Annotated in this window: 26 protein-coding genes and 1 pseudogene; 25 read left to right on the plus strand and 2 right to left on the minus strand. The window is 40.5% G+C overall.

Annotated elements, in window-relative coordinates; genetic code table 11:
• Positions 1–4 precede the first annotated feature (4 nt).
• Together B4G94_RS11120 and B4G94_RS11125 are read right to left on the minus strand one after the other, a co-directional pair.
• Positions 5–445, minus strand: a complete 441-nt coding sequence (locus B4G94_RS11120) for a hypothetical protein (RefSeq protein ID WP_245935912.1) — start codon at positions 443–445, stop codon at positions 5–7.
• Positions 435–1,832: a WG repeat-containing protein gene (locus B4G94_RS11125; protein WP_286858904.1), complete on the minus strand. Its 1,398-nt coding sequence runs from the start codon at positions 1,830–1,832 to the stop codon at positions 435–437. Before B4G94_RS11125 ends, B4G94_RS11120 begins: the two co-directional genes overlap by 11 nt.
• 293 nt (positions 1,833–2,125) lie before the next feature.
• Here B4G94_RS11125 and B4G94_RS11130 point away from each other — a divergent pair, with 293 nt between their 5' ends.
• From B4G94_RS11130 to B4G94_RS11250, 25 genes and pseudogenes are all read left to right on the plus strand, one after another.
• Positions 2,126–2,806: a response regulator transcription factor gene (locus tag B4G94_RS11130; protein WP_108636292.1), complete on the plus strand. Its 681-nt coding sequence runs from the start codon at positions 2,126–2,128 to the stop codon at positions 2,804–2,806.
• A complete protein-coding gene (locus tag B4G94_RS11135) occupies positions 2,796–4,178 on the plus strand; it encodes a sensor histidine kinase (protein WP_286858906.1) in 1,383 nt (460 codons plus the stop codon). The genes B4G94_RS11130 and B4G94_RS11135 overlap by 11 nt, the downstream gene beginning before the upstream one ends.
• Before the next feature lie 153 nt (positions 4,179–4,331).
• Complete coding sequence (locus tag B4G94_RS11140) at positions 4,332–5,540, plus strand: porin (RefSeq protein ID WP_165305443.1); 1,209 nt, start codon at positions 4,332–4,334, stop codon at positions 5,538–5,540.
• A gap of 36 nt (positions 5,541–5,576) precedes the next feature.
• Complete coding sequence (gene ureA / locus B4G94_RS11145; protein WP_046674789.1) at positions 5,577–5,879, plus strand: urease subunit gamma; 303 nt, start codon at positions 5,577–5,579, stop codon at positions 5,877–5,879.
• 16 nt (positions 5,880–5,895) lie between these two features.
• Positions 5,896–6,192, plus strand: a pseudogene (ureB, locus tag B4G94_RS11150) (urease subunit beta); the annotation flags it as partial.
• Between the two features lie 81 nt (positions 6,193–6,273).
• Positions 6,274–8,124 (plus strand): urease subunit alpha, encoded by a 1,851-nt coding sequence (ureC, locus tag B4G94_RS11155; RefSeq protein WP_286858908.1) that lies wholly within the window; start codon positions 6,274–6,276, stop codon positions 8,122–8,124.
• Between the two features lie 9 nt (positions 8,125–8,133).
• Entirely contained in the window at positions 8,134–8,628 is a 495-nt protein-coding gene (locus B4G94_RS11160; RefSeq protein ID WP_286858909.1) for an urease accessory protein UreE, read from the plus strand.
• Position 8,629: 1 nt separating this feature from the next.
• On the plus strand, positions 8,630–9,316 hold the full coding sequence (locus B4G94_RS11165; protein WP_104385299.1) for an urease accessory protein UreF: 687 nt from the start codon (positions 8,630–8,632) through the stop codon (positions 9,314–9,316).
• Positions 9,317–9,432: 116 nt separating this feature from the next.
• Positions 9,433–10,062: an urease accessory protein UreG gene (gene ureG / locus B4G94_RS11170; RefSeq protein WP_108636387.1), complete on the plus strand. Its 630-nt coding sequence runs from the start codon at positions 9,433–9,435 to the stop codon at positions 10,060–10,062.
• A gap of 12 nt (positions 10,063–10,074) precedes the next feature.
• Positions 10,075–11,031, plus strand: coding sequence for an urease accessory protein UreD (locus tag B4G94_RS11175; RefSeq protein ID WP_286858911.1), 957 nt, complete (start codon positions 10,075–10,077; stop codon positions 11,029–11,031).
• Positions 11,024–11,503, plus strand: a complete 480-nt coding sequence (locus B4G94_RS11180) for an urease accessory protein UreE (protein WP_286858912.1) — start codon at positions 11,024–11,026, stop codon at positions 11,501–11,503. Before B4G94_RS11175 ends, B4G94_RS11180 begins: the two co-directional genes overlap by 8 nt.
• Positions 11,504–11,609: 106 nt before the next feature.
• Positions 11,610–12,659, plus strand: coding sequence for an A/G-specific adenine glycosylase (mutY, locus tag B4G94_RS11185; protein ID WP_286858913.1), 1,050 nt, complete (start codon positions 11,610–11,612; stop codon positions 12,657–12,659).
• Between the two features lie 19 nt (positions 12,660–12,678).
• A complete protein-coding gene (locus B4G94_RS11190) occupies positions 12,679–13,137 on the plus strand; it encodes a single-stranded DNA-binding protein (protein WP_108636283.1) in 459 nt (152 codons plus the stop codon).
• A gap of 294 nt (positions 13,138–13,431) precedes the next feature.
• Positions 13,432–14,472, plus strand: a complete 1,041-nt coding sequence (pheS, locus tag B4G94_RS11195; RefSeq protein ID WP_108636282.1) for a phenylalanine--tRNA ligase subunit alpha — start codon at positions 13,432–13,434, stop codon at positions 14,470–14,472.
• A 114-nt stretch (positions 14,473–14,586) separates the two neighbouring features.
• Positions 14,587–15,162, plus strand: coding sequence for a TetR/AcrR family transcriptional regulator (locus B4G94_RS11200; protein WP_286858914.1), 576 nt, complete (start codon positions 14,587–14,589; stop codon positions 15,160–15,162).
• Between the two features lie 258 nt (positions 15,163–15,420).
• A complete protein-coding gene (rlmD, locus tag B4G94_RS11205; protein WP_286858916.1) occupies positions 15,421–16,833 on the plus strand; it encodes a 23S rRNA (uracil(1939)-C(5))-methyltransferase RlmD in 1,413 nt (470 codons plus the stop codon).
• Positions 16,834–16,838: 5 nt separating this feature from the next.
• Positions 16,839–17,237 carry a hypothetical protein gene (locus B4G94_RS11210; protein ID WP_108636280.1) on the plus strand — a complete coding sequence of 133 codons (399 nt, stop codon included), beginning with the start codon at positions 16,839–16,841 and terminating at the stop codon, positions 17,235–17,237.
• Between the two features lie 152 nt (positions 17,238–17,389).
• Positions 17,390–18,151, plus strand: coding sequence for a hypothetical protein (locus B4G94_RS11215; protein WP_108636279.1), 762 nt, complete (start codon positions 17,390–17,392; stop codon positions 18,149–18,151).
• 200 nt (positions 18,152–18,351) lie between these two features.
• Positions 18,352–19,041, plus strand: coding sequence for an OmpA family protein (locus tag B4G94_RS11220; RefSeq protein ID WP_108636278.1), 690 nt, complete (start codon positions 18,352–18,354; stop codon positions 19,039–19,041).
• 261 nt (positions 19,042–19,302) lie between these two features.
• On the plus strand, positions 19,303–20,739 hold the full coding sequence (miaB, locus tag B4G94_RS11225; RefSeq protein WP_286858920.1) for a tRNA (N6-isopentenyl adenosine(37)-C2)-methylthiotransferase MiaB: 1,437 nt from the start codon (positions 19,303–19,305) through the stop codon (positions 20,737–20,739).
• 37 nt (positions 20,740–20,776) lie between these two features.
• Positions 20,777–22,054, plus strand: coding sequence for a sigma-54 interaction domain-containing protein (locus B4G94_RS11230; RefSeq protein WP_108636276.1), 1,278 nt, complete (start codon positions 20,777–20,779; stop codon positions 22,052–22,054).
• A gap of 10 nt (positions 22,055–22,064) precedes the next feature.
• The gene (locus tag B4G94_RS11235; RefSeq protein ID WP_108636275.1) at positions 22,065–22,580 is read left to right on the plus strand and encodes an LptE family protein; all 516 of its coding nucleotides are present in this window, start codon (positions 22,065–22,067) and stop codon (positions 22,578–22,580) included.
• A gap of 12 nt (positions 22,581–22,592) precedes the next feature.
• On the plus strand, positions 22,593–23,666 hold the full coding sequence (locus B4G94_RS11240; protein WP_286858922.1) for a hypothetical protein: 1,074 nt from the start codon (positions 22,593–22,595) through the stop codon (positions 23,664–23,666).
• 12 nt (positions 23,667–23,678) lie between these two features.
• Entirely contained in the window at positions 23,679–24,098 is a 420-nt protein-coding gene (secG, locus tag B4G94_RS11245) for a preprotein translocase subunit SecG (protein WP_165305450.1), read from the plus strand.
• A gap of 301 nt (positions 24,099–24,399) precedes the next feature.
• The gene (locus B4G94_RS11250; RefSeq protein WP_286858923.1) at positions 24,400–24,675 is read left to right on the plus strand and encodes a co-chaperone GroES; all 276 of its coding nucleotides are present in this window, start codon (positions 24,400–24,402) and stop codon (positions 24,673–24,675) included.
• Positions 24,676–24,718 lie beyond the last annotated feature (43 nt).

Here is a 24,718-nt window from a genome sequence, read left to right on the forward strand (position 1 = left end):
TTTATTACATATCGTAATATTCAATGTTGGCTTCCTTGAGGGCCTCGACTAATAAGGGTAAGTCATCTTCTTTTTGAAATAATTTGTTGCGCCAGGTGCGAAAAGCGGAACCTTTGTTTTGGTTTATGATAATCAAATTTCCACCCGAGCGTCTGAGATTTCGGATATGTGAAATGTTGCTCAATGGGAATTCAATAGTTTTCTTTGAATTGCTGATGGTGAGTATATCCGTGTCCAATCGCCATGTTGAATCCAGTGTAGAACACTTGATCGCCAGATAAAGCGCCAAGGGAACCATCAGAAGAGCTATAATGATCTTATAAATTTCCTGAATCGGAACTTTTGACATCCCTATCCCTATCAATAGAATCGAGGTCAATAGAATAAACATGTATCTTCCGCGATGCAATGTTGAAAGATAGAATGTCTGTGGATTACTCTGCATACTTTTTTATAAACTTTCCTTGAGCATTAATATAGTAAAAATTCTCCAGGTCTTCGCTGACCAAGGCTAATCCATTTTCAAAGGTTTGTGCATTTTGAAATTTAAAAGGAATGACCACTTTGCCACTGTAGTCTATATAGCCATATTTGTTGTCTTTAAAAACCAATAATAATTTCTCGCCAGCAAAAGATAAGAACTCCTGACTTGTAGGTAACAATTTTTTACCGGATTTGTCAACTAACTGATAGGCTTGGTTTTCAATAATCAGTGCTAGGTGGTCACTGTATTCAGCTATTGTCTCATATTTTGCGGGAATCAATATATTGCCTTTCAGATCGAGCACACCGGTATAGTCCCCTTCGGTGTACAGCGCGTGGCTTAAGCTGGGAATGGAGATGAAATCATATTTTGCAGCGAGCAGTAGTTTTCCTGTATAATCCAATAGGCCATACTTTTGGTCTTTCATAAAGACTAACGGTGCGCCTTCCGAATCTAAACTTAACGATTCATATTGACATGGGATAACTTCTCTACCTTGTAGGTCGATCAGGCCAAACATCTGGGCTGCATCGGTGACGATTGCGTAATCACCCACGTAGGCGTAGATGGACGCATATTTTGCAGGAGTGAGTTTATTGCCTAAGCTGTCCTGTACGCCAAAATATTCAGTAGTAGAGTCCTGATACCAAGATAAATGGTCATTTAATGCAGAGTCAGCAGCGGCTTCTTCGGCTTCCCCTTCTTCATAACCTTCTGGAATTTCGAATAAGGCCGTATCATAAGGGACTTCTTCAACTGTAGTCGCCTGAATTCCTAAACCTTCTGCACCGATATAAAGGGCTGCTCCGGGCACCTTTTCGAGATAGTCATAAGTGCCCCAGTATAATTTGGGCAATTGTTCTGCATACCAGACTGTGATCTCAGTTTTTTTATCTTTACTGCCGGCCAGGTTGAATATCGCCTTTTTGCAGGGCAAGCCCGCGATAACTTTCTTTTCATTCGGGACTAGACTGATTTCAAAATCACTGGAATAAGCATAATCAGCACCTTCTGATGTTTCAATAAGCTTGCCGGACGCCAAATCGGTCGGTGTGTAGGTTTTGCTGTTTTCATCTATCAGATAGGAAGTCTCTTCTTTTATATTGCTAATCTGTACTGATTTTCCAAAAAGTAGCGTTTCTACGCGCATTTGATCGTTGCAGATATAGGCATGCATCAAGGCCTCTCCGCTACCGGCCAATATTTTGATAAATTCGGAACTTGATGTGTCTGTACCTGTTTCGGGATCTGCAAACTGATAGGTGATTTTGAATAGTTTTTGTTGAGCCGAACCGGTTTTAACAAAAATTAATGTGAAAAATGCTATGCAAAGGAAAAAATGTTTCATTAGGAATACAAATTAAAATACGAATGTATTGAAATTTGACTGGTTTGTGAAATAATCTTTTGTCATTTGAGAAAAATCATGCAAAAATTTTGATATTATTGTGAGCGAATGCCATTTTGTAAAATAAGTGATTAAAAGCAGACCGAGGTAACTCTGCTGCTTATATCATCGTAAAAAGTATCATATAAAAGTCAAGAAAGAGTGAATTTCATGATAGACAACGGTTTATATAAGAGCTGTGCTGATATTTTTGTATTTTACAAACCTTAAATTTACTTTTTAAAACAATATCTGTGGAACTATTGCTTATAGAAGACGAACCGTCGGTCATATCATTAATAGAAAGAGGGCTAAAGGAAGAAGGCTATAACATTAGCATTGCAATGGATGGCTATACTGGGTTGAAAATGGCCGGCTTAAATCATTATGACCTCATTTTGCTGGATGTTATGCTGCCGGGGATGAATGGTCTGGATGTCTGCAAAAACATCCGTATGTCCAATAATGAGATTCCTATAATTATTCTAACAGCATTAAACCAAACAGAGGATATTGTTGCGGCTTTTGAGCGTGATGCTGACGACTATCTCACCAAACCGTTTCGTCTGGAAGAACTAAAGGCCAGGATCAATCGCTACAGCCGTAAATCCAAAACCGTTAGCGAACAAAAGAATGTGCTGACGTTCGACGATCTGCAACTGGATCGGGACAGTAAATCGGTACAACGAGGAAATACGCCCATCATACTCACAGCTACGGAGTTCCGTTTATTGGAATTCTTAATGCTCAATCGAAATAAAGTATTAACGCGGATAGATATCCTGGAGGAAGTATGGGGGATGGACGTCGATCTAAGTACGAATGTCGTGGATGTGTATGTCAATTATCTTCGGAAGAAGATTGACAAACAGTTTGCACGTAAATTAATCCATACGGTTATCGGTATGGGCTATGTCATCCGTCATGAAAATTAGGACCAAGATTGTACTCTTATTTTCGATCATCAGCACGCTTTTGCTTGTTGTCTTTGCCCTTTATGTTTCTTATTTTACCTACGATAGTTTGCAGACTAAGTTTTTTCACCGGTTAGAAGAAAATGCAGTTATCGTCGGCGATCATATTGTGCACCAAAAGGAAGAAAACAAAGAATTATATATTCAGGTAAAACGCAAATACCTCAAGCAGCTGTCTGAAGGGACAGATCATTTGCTGCGGGTGGTGAAAGGCAGCGACAGTATTCGGTTTAAACCTAACTTACCTATGCCCATGAGCTTCTATAAGGACGTCATTAAGAACGGCAAAGGTAGGTATATGCACAACGAAACTGCATTTGTTGCGGTATTCTTTAACGACAATCTCCATCATGACAATCTTATCGTCGTATCCGAAGGTATAGATGAGTATGGACATGACGAGCAGCGTCACCTAGACCGTACCCTGATAACAGGTGGGTTTTTAGCCATTTTACTGATTATCCTCATGTCATTTTATTTTGCGGACCGACTGCTCAAGCCAATAAAGGATATCAACCGTGATTTAGGGAAGGTGGATATTTCAAATCTGGACTATAGACTTTTCAGTAAATTCAGTAACGCCAAAGATGAACTTGGCGTACTGATCGCGAACCTGAATTCTATGCTCAATCGCCTGGATATTTCTGTGCAGTCCCAACAGAGTTTTATCGGTAATGCGTCCCATTCGCTAAAAACCCCTTTGACAATCATTGGCGGTGAGGCAGAGCTGGCGCGGAATCTTATCCCTAGAGAACATGAAGCGTATTACTCGTTGGAGACAATTGCAAAATATGCCGATAAAATGGAACTTATTATTAATAATTTGCTCCAATTATCCCGTATGGGCTTTAAAGGGGAGGTAGATAATAAAGTAATCATCCGTATTGATGAATTGCTCTATGAAATTTATAAAGCGGAACGAAGCATCTATAAGGATTTTCGGCTGTCTTTTGATCTTACCCAGATCCCCGAGGATAGTGATGAGCTAACTGTCTTTGCAAATCCTGATTTATTTTATATTGCTTTTAGCAATATCATCTCCAATGCATATAAATATGGTAATGGCGAGCAGATACAGATTGCCATCAGCTGTGATGACCAAAATATTACAGTTAAAATATTTGACAAAGGCATCGGAATTCCTCAGAAAGATCAACCCCATATTTTTACTTCTTTTTATCGTGCTTCCAATGTGGGGGATATCTATGGAAATGGCCTTGGCCTTGTTTTAGCCAAAAATATCTTTGATCTACATGGTGCGGAGCTAACCCTAATCTCAGCCGAAGGACAAGGTACCCAAGTGCTTGTCAAATTGCCAAAAATTGTGTTCTAATCTGATTTTAATCTCATCCTTATTCCATTTTTAATTCGCCATGATATACTTGTACACGAATTAGGTATATCATATGAAACCATCATGATTTATTCAAACATATAAACGAATAAATCTGATCGCTTCATCACGAATAAAAAGCGATTTAAACGGATGAAAAAAACACTTTCACTTATTACAACCTTGGGTTTGGGCGTTGTGACATTAAATGCACAGACTCAGACTCCAGTGGATTCTATTCCCGCAGAAAGAAATAGCTTATTATCCAGAAGTAGTTTATTATCAAAAGAACCCGCTAGAGCAAAATCATTTCAATTGGACGTTATGTTGCGCGCTGGTCTGCAATCTGATAATGGGGATGGCTCTGGCCAGGCGAAGGCTAATTTGGATGATGCCCGTATTTTGATGAGCGGTGACTACAACGAGCAGCTTTCTTATAAAGTACGTTTTCGACTGAATAGATCATTTGCACCGACCAGTCAGGACAATGGTTCAAGGGCATTGGATATGGCCTACATCAAATATAAGTTCGGTAAAGATCTCAAATGGTCGGTCACAGCAGGTAAGCAGAGTGCCATTGTGGGGAGCTACGAGTTTGAAAACAATCCAATTTACGAATATAAATTCACGGATTATGTTGATCGCATCCTGAATTTATTTGTAGTCGGCGGAACATTGTCCTACGAAGTTAATCCCAATCATTCCTTACATGCGCAAGTGTATAATACCACAAACGACAGCTTTATGGATGTGCACAGCAAAAATGGGTTTGCAGTAGGTGATCTGGAGCGTTCTGATGTGCCAATGGGTGCTTATTTTACTTGGGTAGGTGCTTTTCTGGAAAAAAAAATAAACACAAAATGGTCTTATAATATCTCTCAGTTTGCAAAGGGACATACCAATCATTCCATTTCCTTGGCAAACAAGCTTAAAACGCCAAAACAGATGCTCTATTTGGATTTGCAATATTCCTATCTGGGTGTTGACCATGCGCTGATTGCTTCATCTGCCATCAACGACTTTTACGGACGTACGGGTACGGGGCGCGTTTTGGCAAAGGATGTCAGTTATACCTCCGCAATCCTTCGGTATGATCAATTTTTGAGTAAAAAATGGGAGGTAGCGCTGAAAGGTGGTTATGAGACTGCTGGAGCAAAAGACGATGATGAAGTTGGTAAAAATTTCCGTCAAAACTGGACATATTTTGCAGCCTTGCAACATAAGCCTTTTCATAATCAGGATCTGCGATTTTACCTTGGTTATGTAGGTAATACCGTAGACTACAAAGGGCATATGAAAATCGACAAAAGCCAATATAACCGTGTTGCCTTTGGCGCATACTTTACAATTCCGGTCTTGTAATAATTCCTTTAACAAAATAACAAACAGATATTTTTTATGCGTTTAACACCGAGAGAAACAGAGAAGCTGCTATTGCATTTAGCAGGAGAATTGGCAGCAAAGCGACTAAAGCGTGGGGTGAAACTAAATTATCCCGAATGTATTGCCTATATCAGTGCGCAGATCATGGAGGAAGCAAGAGACGGACGCTCTGTTGCTGACTTAATGTCTTATGGTACGACCTTATTGAAAAGAAGCCAGGTCATGGAAGGTGTCCCTGAGATGATCCATGATGTGCAGATTGAGGTTACTTTTCCGGACGGCACCAAGTTGGTCACCGTTCATGATCCTATCCGTTAATAAAAATTAAAATAATATGATTCCAGGAGAATACATTTTAAAGAAAGAAGAGATCAAGGCAAATGTGGGCCGAAGGACCACTAGCGTTGTTGTAAAAAATGAGGGCGATAGACCGATTCAGGTGGGATCGCACTATCATTTTTTTGAGGTGAATAAATTGCTGTCCTTTGACCGGGAAAAGGCATTTGGCATGCGCCTGAATATTCCAGCAAGTACAGCAGTACGATTTGAACCAGGTGAACAGAAGTCCATTATTCTGGTTGAATTTGGCGGGAGTAAAGAAATCCACGGATTTAATGGATTGACAAATGGGAAGTATACTGATCAGCATGTCAAAACTAAAGCCGTTGAGAAAATGAAAAAATTAAAATTCAGACAATCTAAATAATATAGCATGGGAGGATGGAATAGACGCGAATGGATTAAGGTTGTAGGACTCACTGCATTGGGTTCTACCGTTGGTCTACATGCGCTTGGTTTAGATAAACTAGGTTTAGATAAATCATCTGTTAAATATATTGATGGGGAGCTTTATATCCCTAGAGAGAAATATGCTGCTCTTTTTGGCCCGACAACGGGTGATAAAGTGCGTTTAGCTGATACGGAGCTGTTTATAGAAATTGAAAAAGATTTCAACGTATATGGCGAAGAGAATAAATTCGGTGGGGGTAAAACGATCCGTGACGGTATGGGACAATCTGCCCGTGCATTACGCGATGAAGACGTATTGGATTTTTGTATTACCAATGTGATCATTATTGACCATTGGGGTATCGTGAAGGGGGATATTGGTATCAAAGACGGGAAAATCGTTGGTATCGGAAAAGCAGGTAATCCTGACGTACAGGATGGTGTCACCAAAGGAATGATTATCGGCGCATCTACCGAAGTTCATGGTGGTGCGGGTTATATTCTTACTGCTGGTGGTATTGATACGCACATTCACTTTATATCACCACAGCAGATCGAGACCGCATTGTATTCTGGGGTAACCACATTTATTGGTGGTGGTGCTGGCCCAGCAGATGGTACTCTTGCGACGACTGTTACATCAGGTAAATGGTATATCGAGCGTATGTTTGAAGCGTTTGAAAACTTACCGATCAACGTTGGTTTCTTTGGTAAAGGTAACGTTTCGACAACAAAGCCGATCGAAGAGCAAATTGAAGCTGGTGCATTGGGGGTGAAAATCCACGAAGACTGGGGTGCTACACCTGCAACAATAGATGCCGCGTTAAAAGTTGCTGATAAGTATGACGTACAGGTGGCTATACACACAGATACATTGAATGAAGCTGGTTTCTTGGAAGATACCGTTGCTGCCATCGACGGTCGTGTTATTCATACCTTCCACACCGAAGGAGCTGGTGGTGGTCACGCACCTGATATCATCAAAATAGCGATGTATCCAAATATCCTTCCTGCATCTACCAATCCGACAAAACCATTTACAGTGAATACTGCAGAGGAACACCTGGATATGTTGATGGTCTGTCATCACCTGGATAGAAATGTAAAAGAAGACGTTGCTTTCGCTGATTCACGTATCCGTCCACAGACGATTGCCGCTGAGGATATTCTTCAGGATATGGGGGTATTCTCCATTATGAGTTCGGATAGCCAGGCGATGGGGCGTGTGGGGGAGGTGATCTCTCGTACATTCCAAACCGCACATAAGATGAAAATTCAACGTGGGCCACTAGCGGAAGATAAAGCACATGGAAATGACAACTTCCGCGTAAAACGTTATATTTCCAAATTTACGATCAACCCTGCAAAAGCGCACGGAATTGATAAATATATTGGATCTATCGAAACAGGTAAATATGCTGATCTGATCTTATGGAAACCCGAGTTATTCGGTGTAAAGCCAGAAATGATAATCAAAGGCGGTATGATCCTAGGTGCGAAAATGGGGGATGCAAATGCGTCCATTCCTACACCACAGCCAATTATCTACCGGCCGATGTTCGGAAATTATGGTAAAGCGGTGTCAAGACTGTGTTTTAACTTCGTTTCAAAAATATCGCTGGAGAATGGAAATATCCAGAAATTGAATTTATCACGTAAATGTTTGCCAGTAGAAGGCTGTCGTACAGTGATGAAAAAGGATATGGTACATAACCATGCCACACCTAATATCGTGGTCAATCCAGAAACGTATGAAGTAACAGTAGATGGTGTGTTAGCGACTTGTGAGCCGTTGAGCGAACTTCCGATGGCACAACGTTACTTCCTGTTCTAATTTGAATATATGATTTTAGCAAGAGACGTTAAAGGCAATATTTGGGCAGCTGGCAAGGAGCATGATGCTAGAGAACTCGATTTTTTAGAGCTTGAATGGTTTGATACTGAGCGGCGTGTCATTCGGGGATTTACCGTTCAAGGCCGGGAGATCGGATTTAAAAACCTGGGTGAAGACTCTTTGTTTGATGGTGATGTCCTGTTTGAAGCAGAGGAGTTCCGTATCGTTGTCCGAATATTGCCCTGTCCTTGTTTGGTCGTACGACCAAAAAATGTATTGGATATGGCAAGAATATGTTTAGAAATAGGCAATAAGCATATCCCAGTTTTTATCAACGCAGCTCATGAAATCATAGCGGCTTACGAAAATCCGCTGTGGGAACAATTACAGCGGGCGGGATTTACACCAACGCAAGAGTCACGGGTAATCGAACGCACGCATACATTGCGCATCCATCAGTATGCCGTAGTGCAAAATAAAATCACACTAGCAAAGGGGGTATAATATGAATCCATTGTTGACATTGATGCAGATCAATGATTCCGTTTTTCCGATTGGAGGATTCACACATTCCTATGGATTGGAAACCTATATAACCAAAGGTCTCGTACATGACTCGAAAACTGCCAAAGAGTACGCGCAGACTTTATTGGAACATAGCTTCTATTACAATGATGCGGCCTTTTTTCATAAGACATGGCAGTTATGCGAGACAAAGGCAACAAAGAAAAAGGTAGCAGAATTAGATGCCTTGATCACAGCCTTTAAAGCGCCATATGAAATTCGGGATGCAAGTAAAAAACTAGGAATACGTTTCTTGAAACTGACTGAAAAACTGCAGCCGGTTAAACGTTGTTCAGCTTATTTAAAAGCAATAAACACCCAAGAACTGCATGGGCATTACGCCATGGCATTTGCCATGTTTGCACATGCACAGGGAATTAGTTATACAGATGCACTGAGCGCATTTTATTATAATTCACTCAATGGTATTATGACCAACTGCGCAAAACTGGTCCCTATTAGTCAGATGGATGCACAGCAGATTCTGTTTAAGTTGCAGCCATTGATCAACAAGTTGGTTGCAGCGCAACCAGCGTTAGAAGAGGATTTAATCGGTAATTGTTGTATCGCGCAGGATATCCGCTGTATGCAACATGAAAAGTTATATACACGTATCTATATATCGTAAAAGCAAGATTACTGTTTATACTTAAAATTTATTTTATCTGATTGAGTGATTTAAATTTTAAGCGGAGTAAACTTCATCTAATCGATGGAAAAAATAATAAGGAAAAAATTATACGGATGAAAAAGACGTCAAAAAGAAATTATGTGAAAATTGGTGTTGCCGGACCTGTTGGATCGGGCAAGACTGCTTTGATCGAACGATTGACACGTTCGATGTCTGCAGATTACAGCATATGTGTTGTTACAAATGATATTTATACACGTGAAGATGCGATGTATCTGCAGCAAAATTCGGCACTCCCGGCTGAACGCATTATTGGTGTAGAGACTGGCGGATGTCCACATACGGCGATCCGTGAGGATGCATCAATGAATATTGAAGCTGTGGAAGAATTGGCTGGTCGTTTTGAGGATGTGGAGCTTATTTTTGTTGAAAGTGGGGGGGATAACCTGACAGCAACGTTCAGCCCTGATCTAGCGGATTTAACCATCTTTGTTCTTGATGTTGCCGAAGGAGAAAAAATGCCGCGCAAAGGTGGGCCGGGTATCACACGCTCAGACTTATTATTGATCAATAAAATTGATTTGGCACCCTATGTACATGCAGATTTGGAGGTCATGCGCCGGGATACATTGCGCATGCGTGGAGAACGTCCTTTTATTTTCACGAATCTGATGACATTAGAAGGATTGGAAGACGTAAAGAAATGGATCAAAGAGTACGCTTTATTAGAACAAGTAGGCTAAAAACAATAGGATATGGATAGTAAGATAGTATTAAATGTAGCCAAAGAGGAAGGTAGAAGCAGGCTGAAAGAAAGCTATCACAATGCGCCTTATAAATTGACCCATTATGGAGCAGTGAATCTAACTGACCATCTGGAAATGATTATCATGAGTGCATCACCCGGTATTATGGATACAGATCATCTTCATATTGATGTCCATGTAAAGGAAAAGGCCCAATTAAAGCTGTTTACGCAGTCTTTCAATAAATTGCATCCGATGAAAACGGGTGCCAGTCAGCATACAGATGTACAGGTTGCATCGGGGGGGATATTGCATTACATCCCACATCCGGTCACGCCTTTTAAAGACTCTATATTCAAGGCGACCAATCATATTCATCTGGCCGAAGATGCGGTTTTGATGTGGGGTGATATCATCAGTGTCGGGCGGATTTATATGAAAGAAGCATTTGAGTTTGATCGTTTGCATACACAGACTAAGATTTTCAGATCTGGAAAACTGGTCTTTATTGATAATCAGCTGTTGCAACCAAAAATGCAGCCCATCAAAAAAATGCTGTTCTTTGAAGGCTACACCCATCAGGCGACCTTTTTATTCTCCGCTCTTTTCGCTCAGGAATTAAAGAATGAGCTTGATGAAATATTGACCGTAGAATATAATGATATCTCTTATGGATTTACACAGGCTTCATCGGATGTAGTTATCCTTCGGGCGCTGGGTTCTGACGGTGAGTTGCTCTATGATTTTCTGCAAATGTTGGGGCAACTGTGCTGGGACTTTACCATGCATAAACTGTCGGAGTCAAAAGAAGTTGAAGTTATCGAAAATGTAGGGGCTGAGCTTTCGCCAGTTGTGGCGGGAACAGTTGTGACAGAAATAGCTGTTGCTGAAAAGAAAAGCGCAGCCAGTCCGCGGAAAAGGAGGGCAAGCAAAAATAAAACAGAGGAAGGACTGAAATATGCGTAAATCGAAAGAGCCGACAGAAATCCTTATTGAGTCCATTCTCAATTTTGAGCATGTTAAATTCAATCGTGAATCGGATATTTTGGATCTTTCCTACTTTGAAGTGAATAAACGCGTTATCCATCGAAAAACGCGTAAGGGCAACACAGTCAAGATACAGCGGGATGACAGTGCGGCCCTACAGTCGGGACAATGTATCTATCATAGTGATGATTTGTTTATTCAGGTCAATATTTTGCCTTGTCTTTGTGTATTGCTTGACAGTCAGGATCTTTCCATGGTCGGCGAATTTTGTTTTGATGTAGGCAATCGTCATTTGCCTGTTTATCTGAAAGCAGATGGACGCTTTGCTGTCTCCTATGATGGGCGGTTGTATCAGGCATTAAAAGAAAAATATAACGGTTCCATTAGTTTGGAGAATGCCATTTTGGAACCGGACGAACAGATTACATCGATTCGCAATGCGAAAAAATAAGAGGTGAGTATTGGAATGCTTGTTTCAGGTTTTGATTTGTTAGCGGCAGCCGATCTTTGTTTGCGCGCTGCTTGAAAATGCTGAAAAATTGTGCATTTTTGTTGTTATGACATTTGGTGCGGAATTGCAGGCCTGGTATAAACAACATAAGCGTGATTTACCATGGCGGGAAACAAAAGATGCCTATAAGATATGGCTTTCGGAGATTATCCTGCAACAGACTCGGGTAGAACAAGGCATGCCCTACTATTTACGATTTGTGGAACGGTTTGAGACTGTCGTTGACTTTGCCAATGCGGAGGAAGACGATATTTTACACCTTTGGCAGGGACTAGGTTATTATTCAAGGGGACGAAATATGCATAAGGCTGCACGAATTGTCCGTGACGAATATAACGGCATTTTTCCCGTAGACTATAAAACGCTGCTAAAACTTCCCGGTGTAGGCGAATATACAGCTGCCGCAATATCATCTTTTGCCAATAATGAGGCTCAGGCTGTACTGGATGGGAATGTGTTTCGTGTGCTATCGAGATACTATGGAATAGATACAGCGATCAATTCTACTGAGGGAAAGAAAATTTTTACGACTATCGCTCAGGAGAATTTAGATCAAGACCATCCGGCGTTATACAATCAAGCTATCATGGACTTTGGGGCCACTCATTGTAAGCCAAAACAACCCTTGTGTATTACTTGTATGTTTAATACATCATGTTATGCCATTCGCCAAGGGGAAGTCGACCGACTGCCTGTTAAACTTAAGGGCAAGGCCAGCAGAGAACGGTATTTTAATTATTTTATCCTTAAAGACGAAGCGCAAATTTTGATGTCAAAGCGCGGAGAAGGCGATGTCTGGCAGAATTTATATGAGTTTCCCTTGGTCGAGTCCGATCGGACTTTAACGATACCGGAGATTCTTATAGATGAGCAATTTGTCCGGTATTTTGGGGAAAAGGCGGAGATCAAACTCCTGCAAAAACAAACTAAACATATTCTGAGCCATCAGAATATTTATGCGACATTCTTTGAAGTGCAGTTAAAGGGCGGTCTAAAACAAAAAAAATCCAATTGGGATTATGTATTTTTAAAAGATTTAGATAAATTAGCTAAACACAAGTTGATCTTTACCTTTTTGGAAAGATCCAATTTTTAACCATTTATGCTTTTAAATTATGTCAGGAGTTAACAAAGTTATTTTAGTGGGACATCTTGGAAAAGACCCCGAAATTCGATATTTAGAAGGCAATGTCTCCGTTGCCAGTTTCCCATTGGCAACTTCAGAAACGTATAACAAGGACGGAAAACGGGTAGAACAAACCGAGTGGCACAATATTGTCATGTGGCGCGGTTTGGCAGATGTGGCGGTAAAATACCTTACTAAGGGCAAATTGGTCTATATCGAAGGTCGATTACGTACGCGTACCTACGAAGATAAAGAGGGTATCAGACGTTATGCTACTGAGGTGGTTGCTGAGACATTTACTCTTTTGGGACGCAAATCGGATTTTGAACCAGCTGGAACTGCTAATACGGGAAATGTTGCAAGCACCCCGGCGCAGAAGGCCGAGGATAAAGAAATCGAAGTTGATTTTACCGAAAATGATCAGGAAGATAATCCGCTTCCATTTTAATCGAACTCGAAAGCAGCTTTGAATATTGAGCGGATATTATTTTACATTATATAGTTATGAGCAAAAGAGCGGATGAAAGTCTGCTCTTTTTGATTTTTAGTATACTCTTGCTTGCCTCTGACAGGGATGAAAAAATCATCTTACCAGTGTTTTTATGTCCAATGAGTTGATTACAAACAGGTTTATTCTGGTTGATCTTAATTGAAATTTTGCAGACAGGGATGTTTTCGAAGCCGTTTGAGAGATGGCTAAAATTTCTTTTTGGCAGAAATTTTGGCTATGTTTGTCGTAATTATGTTGCAAGATAAAATTACGCAGTATACTGAAGAAATTAAGGCGTTTGTGCCATCTTCTTCAGCCGATGTAGAAAATTTCAGATTGAAGTTTTTGGTTTCCAAAGGGATCGTAAAAAATCTTTTTGACGAATTCAAAACAGTTACTCCTGAAGAAAAACGTACTTTGGGGAAAGTACTGAATGAATTTAAGCAGTTGGCAGAAAATACATTCAAGGAAGCACAGGAGAAATTTGGTTCCGGTGAGAAGCAGAAATCCCAACAAATGGAGGGTGATTTAACATTGCCGGGTAATGGGTTTCAATTGGGATCCAGACACCCAATCTCATTGGTTCGCAAGGAAATTGTTGAGATCTTTAAAAAGCTTGGCTTCATCGTTTCTGAGGGACCAGAGATTGAAGATGACTGGCATAATTTCTCCGCGTTGAATTTCCCACCTGAACATCCGGCGCGTGATATGCAAGACACATTCTTTATCAAAAAACAAGAAGGTAACGATATTACACTCAGAACACATACATCTTCTGTTCAGGTTAGACTCATGGAAGCTGGAAAACCACCTTTCCGTGCGATTATGCCCGGACGCGTGTATCGGAACGAAGCGATTTCTGCACGAGCGCATTGTTTCTTTCATCAGGTAGAAGGATTATATGTGGATGAAAATGTTTCGTTTGCTGATTTGAAGCAGACTTTGTACCATTTTGTTCAAGAAATGTATGGTGAGGGCACTAAAGTGCGTTTCCGCCCTTCGTATTTCCCATTTACAGAACCTTCTGCGGAGATGGATATCTCATGTACGATCTGTAAAGGTGCTGGGTGTAATCTTTGTAAATATTCAGGTTGGGTAGAGATTTTAGGTTGCGGCATGGTAGATCCGAATGTACTTGATAATTGTGGAATCGACAGTAAAAAGTATTCGGGTTTTGCCTTCGGTATGGGCATCGAACGGATCACAAATCTTAAATATGTGATCAAAGATTTGCGACTTTTCTCTGAAAATGATACGCGTTTCTTAGCTCAGTTTGAGACTGAATTAATATAAATCAATGCTAATAAAGACTATTGAAACCATCACACTACTACCAATCCTCGCGTGTGTCTTCTTCGGCCCGGGTATTGGGCATAGTGTGATGTGTTCTAGTCTTATCTGAAGAATATGGAACCAGATCATATCATTGAATCCATAAAAAGAACAGCACGGGAACTCTTTCGTCAAAATGGTTATCATAAAACCAGTGTAAACACGTTGGCCAAAAAAGCTAAGATTGCTAAGGCGACGGTTTATAAATACTTTGATAGTAAGGAAATGATCTTGCATGCCATCTTGATGGATTATCTGCGGGCGAGTCTGCTGGATATCTTAAAGACCACAAAATATGAGGATGATATGGCCTCTTTTTTGGCTTCCACCATTCTTCGTGTCAGCCGGCTGACCTATACAGCATGCAATGAATTGATTGGCTGGGAATTTATCCGTGAGTCGGCCAATGCACAGGAATATCTAAAAACACTATCTGAGGATCTGGAATTCCTGCTTTTAAGTACATTTATCCAGAATGAAAAGATCAATGAAGCGATCAGTGAGGAAAAATTGGCATTTCTGATCAAATCAAGCAAGAGCATTGTATTCTCTTTTGCTTTTACTGCCGTTTCGGATGCCGATGTACGTAAAAATTTCATTTCTTTTCAAAAGGAGATTCTTCCGTACCTTGTTCAGGCAACGATTCTCTAATTGATTATGGGGTCTGTTGTTTATTGCTGCCCATTATCTTCCTGTTAAATAATCTTCCTTTTTTGCTAATTCTTTTTTTTTCAAGGAAGTATGTCTGAATTTAGACCTTTCTATAGGCTTAAGCAGTGCTGCATATCCGCGAATAATAAAGGAAATTTGTCTGATCAAAATGGATTATTGCGCTATATAAAAGATCTTTTTTCTAAGACCATGTAGGTCAGTGAAAAATCATTATAAAAAATTGTATTTTTGCGAACTATGAGTAGAAGAATTCCGCAAGAAAAGAAGTTCTTGAAAGATATCGCAATCATTGATATTGCCGAAGAAGGTAGAGGTGTGGGGAAAACCGAAGATCTGGTTCTGTTTGTCGAAAAAGCTGTCCCCGGTGATGTTGTCGATGTGGAGTTAATGCGCAAGAAGAAGAATTTTGCTGAGGCTCGGGTGACGAGCCTGAAGGAAGCTTCTACTTATCGCGTAGACCCTTTTTGTGAGCATTTTGGTGTCTGTGGGGGCTGTAAATGGCAGCATATGAGCTATGAAGCTCAATTAAAATTTAAACAACAGTCTGTTGACAATGCTTTATCCCGTATCGGGAAAGTAGATACTTCCGCCATGGAAGATATTTTGGGATCGGCTCAAACGGAGTATTATAGAAATAAATTAGAATATACATTTTCCAATAAGAAATGGTTGACCTCTGTTGATGAGGATGCTTCGCAATTGGAAATGAATGCTTTGGGCTTTCATGTGCCGGGGCGATTTGATAAGATTCTGGATATTGATCATTGTTTTCTCCAGGAAGACCCTTCCAATGAGGTTCGGAATACCATACGGGACTTTGCGCTAAGCAAAGGAATGACTTTTTATGATCTCCGCGAGCATACTGGGGTATTACGCAATCTGATCATCCGTATTTCGTCTACTGGTGAGATGATGGTGATTGTGGTTTTTGCTTATCCAGAGGAAGGTCAGGTGGAATTATTGATGAATTTCATCAATGAAAAGTTTTCTCAGATTGCCTCGCTTTTATATATCGTGAATCAAAAGCGTAATGATACCATCTTTGATCAGGATATTCATGTATATGCAGGTCGTGATTTTATTTATGAGGAAATGGAAGGTCTTCGCTATAAGGTTGGACCGAAATCCTTCTATCAGACCAATTCAGCACAGGCATACGAACTCTATAAGATCACACGCGATTTTGCGGATTTAAAAGGAGATGAACTGGTGTATGATTTATATACGGGAGCTGGTACGATAGCAAACTTTGTCGCTAAGAAAGCAAAAGAAGTCATCGGAGTTGAGTATGTCCCTACTGCAATTGAAGACGCGAAGGTAAATTCGGCGATCAATAATATCAACAATACGAAGTTTTATGCTGGGGATATGAAAGATGTGTTGATTCCTTCTTTTATTGCTGAGCATGGTAAACCAGATGTCGTAATTACCGATCCACCACGAGCAGGTATGCATGCGGATGTTGTGGCCCGTTTATTGGAGATGGAATCCCCGAGAATTGTTTACGTCAGTTGTAATGCTGCGACGCAGGCGAGAGATTTAGTTTTATTGGCTGAAAAGTACAATGTGAAGCGTATTAAGCCGGTGGATATGTTTCCGCATACACAGCACGTAGAAAATGTCGTTCTATTAGAGCTAAAAAAATCATAATATATATGGAAGTAGAGGATTTATTTTCAGGCGGAGCAAGGGAGGAAGCCGCGCAATCTACTGGGCAGAGTCCATTGAAAAGTTTGCAGGTTGATCTTGATTTTTATAGTGAGTCAATCCGTGAGGTTGCGATGGAAATCATTGAGGAAGGCTATTCTTCCTACCCGATTTTTGTGGCACATCAACATGAGGTTTCGGTAGGAGAGGTAATCTTGGACCGTACGGAGCTAGAAACGAATTGGACAATCAATGCCTCTACTTTGGAAGAATTTGTCGAAATGGATATTATTCAAGAAGACCGTAAAGCCACTTTTATCCAGAATTATAAATCTGCTAGGGATTTTATGTGCCTGTTTGTGGTTGTTGCCGAAGGAGCCAATTTTGTCTTTTACCCCTATAAATAAATAAGGAATATTTAAACTTTTTTAACAATACAATTGTCAAACTATTACTATTTTTAACAAAATAGACTGGGAGCATGGTGGGTAAACAAGCCCCAAGCGCTAAGTGCAACATGAGGTTTTAAAGCTTGGCGTGATAATAACAATATATTCCAATGAGAAGAATACACATACATATAGGAGGGTTTTTAGGCATATTGATGTTGCTTTTGACGGCATTCGGAGCAAAGGCGCAACATATACAACAAGTATCGGGTATGGTGATGCGGAAGGGAACTGCCAATAGAATTGGTGATGTGGTGGTGCTAAATTTGCGGACGAACAGATCGGCGCTGACAAATTCTTTTGGTGTCTTTACAATTGATGCTTCTGTGGGCGATTCGCTTTCTTTCACGAAGGTCGGATTTTCACCGGTAAAGACTGTGCTGACAAACCTGAATGAATTTTATATTGAGATGCAGGAAGGGATAAAGCTTGAGACAGTAATCGTAGAACGGAAGTCGAAAGAAGCTGAACTAAATGAGGCGATGGGAAACTACTCCAAAAAGGGAGTTTATAATGGGGGGAAAAATAAATTTGGAACCTATCTAGGAAGTCCTGCTACCGCACTTTATAATCTTTTTGGACGGGAAGCAAAAAATGCAAAACGTTTTGGACGTTTTATGGACCGGGAAAAAGAAGAATTGCAGGTCGACCGTATTTTTTCACGCGCGGCTGTCCAGAAATTAACAAAATTGGACAGTGCCGATTTAGATGCTTTTATGGTACGTTATCGTCCTTCATTTGATCTCGCCGAGCATTGGGGACAATATGATTTGATGAACTATGTGCAGCAGTCTTTGCAGGATTTCGAAGCAAAGGGCCGTCCAAAAGGGTCATTGTTGCCCGATATCGAAGTTAAGACGCAGGAAAAGTAAAACAATTTCCTTTCCCTACTGTTAGTTCTTGTGAACATTGGCCATCGGGATTATTTGTAGCGGATTGTCTTCATTTACACGTGTTGTAATGCTTTTTTGAGCGTATCGTAACAAAAAAGTTGAAAAAGGTTGCTTTTGGCACTTTGTTTGATTTTAACATGGACAGTATTTAGTTTGAATATTAAAAGTCTTAGATAGATATGAAAATGAATAGAAAATTAGCTGTATTTGGTTTGACTGTTGCAACCTCGGCTATGTTATTTGGAAGTTGTTCTACAATCCAAAATACAAATAATACGACTAAAGGTGGTGTAATCGGTGGTGTAGCTGGTGGTGCATTAGGCGCATTAATTGGCGGTAAGGCTGGTAATACGGCTATTGGTACATTAGCAGGTGCGGCCATTGGTGGTGCAGCCGGTGTATTGATTGGTAAGAAAATGGATAAACAAGCTGCTGAGATTTCTAAAACCGTCGAAGGTGCTGAAGTGACTCAATCCGCAGAGGGTATTGTTGTGAAGTTTGATTCAGGTATTTTATTCGATTTCAATAAATCTGATTTGAAAACCACTGCAAAAGATAATATCGCTAACTTGGTTACCACTTTAAATAAGGAACAAGGGACAGAAATCTTGGTTATCGGACATACAGATAATGTAGGTACGTTAGCGGCAAATGATAAAGTTTCTTTGGACCGTGCAAATGCGGTACGTGCGTTTGCTGTATCCAAAGGGCTGGCTTCTTCACGTATTAAAACTGAAGGAAGAAACTTCTCTGAGCCAATTGCAAGTAATGATACAGAAGCAGGACGTGCACAAAATCGTCGTGTGGAGATCGTTATCGTTGCTGGTGATCAAATGAAGAAAGAAGCAAAACAACAAGCTGGTCAATAAGGAACTGAACAGCTGCTTCCTGTGGAATCCTTTGCTGTTTAACGCTTCGAAAAAAAGTTTGTTGAGTTTCAAAATATATAGGCACGGAAATTTATCCGTGCCTTTTTTTATCATCTATACGCATCGGGAAATATAATACGGTCGGACCGTGCAGGAGTATTTAGCGCTAAAATTTGACAAAGTATAAACCATATTTCTGGCTGACAAACTGTCATTATATGGATTTTAATTTCTAACTTTGTAGTCTTTGAAAATTGAGCTATGCTAGATTTAACACATACAACTAAGGAACACGACGAATCTCGTCAGGGTGAGGCATTGTTATTGGAACAGGATCCAAAGATCAGTAATGGACGTAAACTGTACATTGAAAGTTACGGTTGTCAAATGAACTTCTCGGATAGTGAGATCGTTGCTTCTATTTTGTTGGATAAAGGTTTTGAGACGACAAAAAATTATCAGGAAGCAGATGTTGTCTTTATTAATACCTGTTCAATCCGCGAGAATGCAGAGCAGCGTGTTCGTAATCGACTGAAAGAATTTGAGGCAGCTAAGACCAGAAATCCGGGAATGATCGTCGGTGTGCTGGGCTGTATGGCTGAGCGTTTAAAATCGAAGTTTCTTGAAGAAGAAAAATTAGTTGATGTTGTGGTAGGTCCTGACGCGTATCGTGATCTTCCTAATTTAATTGATAAGGTCGATGACGGTGCAAAGGCAGTGAATGTACTGTTGTCACGTGAGGAGACTTATGCCGATATTAATCCGGTTCGATTAAATTCAAATGGTGTGACAGCCTTTATTTCGATCATGCGTGGTTGTGACAATATGTGTTCGTTCTGTGTGGTTCCATTTACCCGTGGACGTGAGCGCAGCCGTGATCCTCATTCTATTGTGAAAGAGGCGCAGGATCTATTCAATGCCGGATATAAAGAAGTAACATTGCTCGGGCAAAACGTGGATTCCTATAAGCATACAGCAACGGTTGCAGAAGGTGAAGCTCCTGCTGAGACGGTAACTTTTGCTAAATTGTTGGCTATGGTGGCGGAAGTCAGCCCGCTTTTACGGGTTCGTTTCTCCACATCACACCCAAAAGATATTACGGATGAGGTCTTACATACGATCGCGTCATATGAAAATATTTGCAATTATATCCATCTCCCAGTACAATCTGGTAACTCTAGGGTATTAGAGCTCATGAATCGTACTTACGATCGGAAGTGGTATATGGAACGTGTAGATGCTATCCGTAAAATTATTCCGGATTGTGCGATTTCTACCGATGTTATCACAGGATTCTGTACAGAAACCGAAGCAGAACATCAGGAAACATTATCGATGATGGATTATGTGAAGTATGACTTTGCATATATGTTTGCTTATTCGGAAAGACCAGGTACATTAGCTGCTAAGCGTTATGAAGATGATATTCCAGAGGATGTCAAAAAACGTCGTTTGACGGAAGTAATCAACAAACAGCGTGACCATAGCTTATATCGTTACCAACACTTTATTGGAAAGGTGTGTAAAGTCCTTATAGAGGGTTTTTCAAAGCGATCTGAGTTTGATTTCTGTGGTCGTAATGATCAAAATGCCTTGGTAGTATTTCCTATAGATCCTCGTTACAAACAGGGTGATTATGTCAACGTGCTTGTTGAATCATGTACGTCGGCAACCTTGCTCGGTAAAATTGTTGATTAAGAAAACTTAATATAAATTTATTTCCAACTGGAAATTTATGGATAATCAAGATATAAAAAATAGGTTTGGAATCATCGGTAACTCACCGTTGTTAAATCGGGCGATAGACATTGCCCGGCAGGTGGCTCCAACTGATATTTCTGTATTAATACAAGGTGAAAGCGGTAGTGGTAAAGAAGTTTTTTCGCATATTATCCATCAATTGAGTTCCCGTAAGCATGGCCCGTTTATAGCGGTCAATTGTGGGGCAATACCGGAGGGAACGATAGATTCCGAATTATTCGGCCATGAGAAGGGTTCCTTTACCGGTGCTCACGAAGCACGTAAGGGTTATTTTGAAGTAGTTGACGGCGGAACAATTTTCTTGGATGAGGTCGGGGAGCTACCTTTGGGAACGCAAGCCCGATTACTACGTGTTTTGGAATCTGGAGAGTACATTCGTGTAGGATCATCGAAAGTTCAGAAAACGAATGTACGTGTGGTTGCGGCGACAAACGTCAATATGTTTGAAGCTGTCCAAAAAGGTAAATTTCGGGAAGATTTGTATTACCGTCTCAACACCGTGCCGCTGCGTGTCCCTTCACTTAGGGAACGCCCTGAAGATATTAATTTATTGTTTCGTAAGTTTATTGTCGATTTTTCGGAAAAATACCGCTCTCCCGGAGTGCAATTGACTGAAGATGCTCAAAATATGCTACGCAACTATAATTGGCCGGGAAATGTGCGTCAATTAAAAAATGTGGCCGAACAGATTGCTGTTTTAGAGAAAGAACGTGTTGTTGATGCGCATACCCTGCAAAACTATTTGCCAAATGAATCGCGGACAAGTTTACCGGCCATAGTTTCATCAAATAATAGCGCAAAAGAAGATTTCTCAGAAAGAGATTTACTTTATAAGGTGCTTTTCGATATGAAGAAAGATATGGTCGATCTCAAAAAACTCGTTGTCGAGCTGATCCAGAAGGGCGTGGATTCTTCTACGTTCGATCAAAATTCGCCTTATATTAATCAGCTCTATCAGGAAATTGAACCACAGATAAAATCTGATGCCGAAGGATATGGTATTGCGCCAACACTGACGATACATTCGCCTAATAACAATACGGCAAATGTCTTGAAGAATCCTGCCGCGCAGGATGAATATCTGCAAGATGCACAGGAAGTGGAAGAGTCTTTGTCCTTGGTGGATAAGGAATCTGATCTTATCAAGAAGGCCTTGAAAAAACACCGCGGCAAACGTAAAGCAGCGGCACAAGAATTGGGAATTTCCGAAAGGACTTTGTATAGGAAAATTAAAGACTTAAATTTAGACTAAGGTTTTGCAGATGTTGTCAAGAAGAATTTTATATACCTTGCTCACGACCACTTTTCTATTCATCATGAACAGTTGTGGTGTAAAATATGGATTTACGGGAGGATCTATTCCAGAAGGGATGAAGACCGTCAATATTCAATATTTCGAAAATATTGCGCCTTTGGTTTATCCGACTTTAAGCCAGAATTTTACGGAGGCATTAAAGGAGCGTATTCGAAATCAATCCCGATTAAGTCAGGTCAACCAAGATGGTGATGCTACTTTTGAAGGATTCATTACAGATTATACGATCAGTCCAGCAGCTGTTGAAGCAGGGACGGATCGGGCTGCAATGAATAGATTGACCATTACCATTAAAGTGTCTTACCACAATAAGATTAACCCTAAAGACGACTTTGAGCAGCCTTTTACACGCTTCAAAGAGTTTGCTGGAAATCTTCAGAGTGCACAGGAAGAGAGCTTGGGTAAGGAGGTTATCCAGATGTTGACAGAGGATATTTATAATAAGGCGTTTGCCAACTGGTAATCCTTTCCCAAGATGAATATGACTATGCCACTATCGAATAATGAGCTTTTTTTTCGAGCGATCAATCAGCCGGAATCTGTTGATGAGGAAGTGATTTTAGGCTTGATTGAAAAATATCCGTATGCGCAAAGTTTACGATTTATTTATGAGCGTAAAGTTTTTGGTGAAAGCAAACCTGTGCAGAATTTATCGTCTACATTGCTTTATGCTTCGTCTCCAAACTGGTTGTATGAATTTATGCATAGCAGGCCAACGGTGGCGAGGGAAGAAGTCCAATTGGAGGACATCATAATTCTTGAGGACGACCTTGATGAAGATGTTGAGGCAACAGTAGTGGCTGAGACCGAAGATGAGGTGGTGGAAACTGAAGTTGAAAACGTGGTGGAGAAGCCCGATGAATTGGACCGTTTGATTCAAGCAGGTGTCGCGCAGGACTATTTTCGTTCGCGTGAAGCAAAGCAACAGGTCGCCCCGGTTGAGGAGCCAGAAATCGCTGAGCCGGTATCTTCTGAAACAGCTATCCAGCCAGTCAAGGATACACAGGAACGTGTCTCGGTCTATGATGATGATACTATGCCCTATAGTTTCTTGTGGTGGTTGCATAAAACGCGACTTGAATATGCTGAAACCTATCAGCCTTATGTAAAGTCACCTTTGGGTCCTATGGCACCGTCAAATGATGATATTGCCAAGATTCATGAAAAATTGGATAGCCAGCTATTGGATCAACAGATTCGGGAGAATATTTTCCATCTGCAATCGCCGGAGGCAAAACTCAGTGATGAGGTGAAAACAACAATTGCTTTCCAGATTCCGCGCAAAACGGATGAGGTGATCGAGAAATTTATCCGCGAGGAGCCTATGATCCAACCACTACAGGCCGAGAAGTTGGATTTGGAGAATAAAGCCAGAAAGAGCTCGGAAGATCAGCATTCACTGGTGACGGAGACCCTTGCAAAAATATATACCGAACAGGGTTTATATCCTAAAGCAATAGAGGTTTACGAAAAATTAGTTTTGAAATATCCAGAAAAAAATGCTTACTTTGCGGCACGCATAACAGAATTAGAAAAGAAATTAAATTAATTACATAAAGAGATGCAAGGATTATTAATTGGTCTTATCATATTAGCTAGTATTATTTTAGCATTTTTGGTTTTAATCCAAAATCCAAAAGGTGGCGGTTTATCATCTGGTTTTTCAGGCGGAACAAACCTAATGGGTGTAAAACGTACAGGAGACTTCTTGGAAAAAGGTACATGGATCATGGTTATCGCCATTATGATTTTTAGTTTGGGGGTTAACATTATGGGAACAGCGCCAAGTACATCCAAAGGTGGCTTGGGTGGTCAAATTGAAGCCCCTGCACAACAACAGGGACCTTTGAACTTAGGTACGCCGGCACAGAAACCTGCAGGTGCGCCAGCAGGACAAGAGCAAGCTGCTCCAGCGCAATCAGAGCAAAAAACTCCGGCGGCAACGCCAGCGGCTAAGCCAACTGAAGAAGCTAAGAAATAGTTGCGAACAAAGAAATTCAAAAGGCCTCGTCTACAATTTAGACGAGGCCTTTTTTGCTATACGCGGGTTTGTCAGTTTGCCTATCAAAGTCTGGTCGGGATGGCGAATACAGTTATGTAAGGATGTCATACAAACAGTGACAGTGTGACAGCAAAATCCGCTTTTATTTATTGACATGTTAAGTTTTCGGTGAAAAATTGTCTTATACATCACCTTATTTACAATTGGCATAAAAGATGATGTGTCTATAACGATTATAACATAAAAATAAATTCAATAACAGATAAAAAGTAAATTAATTATGGCATTAAGTATCAAACCTATCGGAGATAGAGTAGTAGTAGAAGCTGCTCCAGCAGAAGAAAAAACAGCTTCAGGGTTATATATTCCCGATACAGCAAAAGAAAAACCATCTCAAGGTACAGTAGTTGCTGTAGGTACTGGCAAAGTTGACGAGCCGTTAACTGTAAAAGTAGGTGACAAAGTATTATATGGTAAATATGCAGGTACTGAAATTACTTACGAAGGAAGAGAGTATTTAATTATGCGTGAGTCTGATATTTACGCTGTTATCTAAGAGGTCAAAAGTCAAAATTACAAAGTTAAATTTAAAAAATTGA

The organism is Sphingobacterium sp. UBA7625 (assembly GCF_002484085.1).
Classification (GTDB): domain Bacteria; phylum Bacteroidota; class Bacteroidia; order Sphingobacteriales; family Sphingobacteriaceae; genus Sphingobacterium; species Sphingobacterium athyrii.

Coding starts and splice junctions, on each gene's coding strand:
- B4G94_RS11140 (WP_165305443.1), top strand. CDS start 4,332: ATGAAAAAAACACTTTCACTTATTACAACCTTGGGTTTGGGCGTTGTG.
- B4G94_RS11200 (WP_286858914.1), top strand. CDS start 14,587: ATGGAACCAGATCATATCATTGAATCCATAAAAAGAACAGCACGGGAA.
- B4G94_RS11210 (WP_108636280.1), top strand. CDS start 16,839: ATGGAAGTAGAGGATTTATTTTCAGGCGGAGCAAGGGAGGAAGCCGCG.
- B4G94_RS11235 (WP_108636275.1), top strand. CDS start 22,065: ATGTTGTCAAGAAGAATTTTATATACCTTGCTCACGACCACTTTTCTA.
- secG (WP_165305450.1), top strand. CDS start 23,679: ATGCAAGGATTATTAATTGGTCTTATCATATTAGCTAGTATTATTTTA.
- B4G94_RS11215 (WP_108636279.1), top strand. CDS start 17,390: ATGAGAAGAATACACATACATATAGGAGGGTTTTTAGGCATATTGATG.
- B4G94_RS11230 (WP_108636276.1), top strand. CDS start 20,777: ATGGATAATCAAGATATAAAAAATAGGTTTGGAATCATCGGTAACTCA.
- B4G94_RS11190 (WP_108636283.1), top strand. CDS start 12,679: ATGTCAGGAGTTAACAAAGTTATTTTAGTGGGACATCTTGGAAAAGAC.
- B4G94_RS11175 (WP_286858911.1), top strand. CDS start 10,075: ATGGATAGTAAGATAGTATTAAATGTAGCCAAAGAGGAAGGTAGAAGC.
- rlmD (WP_286858916.1), top strand. CDS start 15,421: ATGAGTAGAAGAATTCCGCAAGAAAAGAAGTTCTTGAAAGATATCGCA.
- B4G94_RS11160 (WP_286858909.1), top strand. CDS start 8,134: ATGATTTTAGCAAGAGACGTTAAAGGCAATATTTGGGCAGCTGGCAAG.
- pheS (WP_108636282.1), top strand. CDS start 13,432: ATGTTGCAAGATAAAATTACGCAGTATACTGAAGAAATTAAGGCGTTT.
- B4G94_RS11250 (WP_286858923.1), top strand. CDS start 24,400: ATGGCATTAAGTATCAAACCTATCGGAGATAGAGTAGTAGTAGAAGCT.
- B4G94_RS11165 (WP_104385299.1), top strand. CDS start 8,630: ATGAATCCATTGTTGACATTGATGCAGATCAATGATTCCGTTTTTCCG.
- ureC (WP_286858908.1), top strand. CDS start 6,274: ATGGGAGGATGGAATAGACGCGAATGGATTAAGGTTGTAGGACTCACT.
- B4G94_RS11125 (WP_286858904.1), bottom strand. CDS start 1,832: ATGAAACATTTTTTCCTTTGCATAGCATTTTTCACATTAATTTTTGTT.
- B4G94_RS11240 (WP_286858922.1), top strand. CDS start 22,593: ATGAATATGACTATGCCACTATCGAATAATGAGCTTTTTTTTCGAGCG.
- B4G94_RS11120 (WP_245935912.1), bottom strand. CDS start 445: ATGCAGAGTAATCCACAGACATTCTATCTTTCAACATTGCATCGCGGA.
- B4G94_RS11135 (WP_286858906.1), top strand. CDS start 2,796: ATGAAAATTAGGACCAAGATTGTACTCTTATTTTCGATCATCAGCACG.
- mutY (WP_286858913.1), top strand. CDS start 11,610: ATGACATTTGGTGCGGAATTGCAGGCCTGGTATAAACAACATAAGCGT.
- ureA (WP_046674789.1), top strand. CDS start 5,577: ATGCGTTTAACACCGAGAGAAACAGAGAAGCTGCTATTGCATTTAGCA.
- miaB (WP_286858920.1), top strand. CDS start 19,303: ATGCTAGATTTAACACATACAACTAAGGAACACGACGAATCTCGTCAG.
- B4G94_RS11220 (WP_108636278.1), top strand. CDS start 18,352: ATGAAAATGAATAGAAAATTAGCTGTATTTGGTTTGACTGTTGCAACC.
- ureG (WP_108636387.1), top strand. CDS start 9,433: ATGAAAAAGACGTCAAAAAGAAATTATGTGAAAATTGGTGTTGCCGGA.
- B4G94_RS11180 (WP_286858912.1), top strand. CDS start 11,024: ATGCGTAAATCGAAAGAGCCGACAGAAATCCTTATTGAGTCCATTCTC.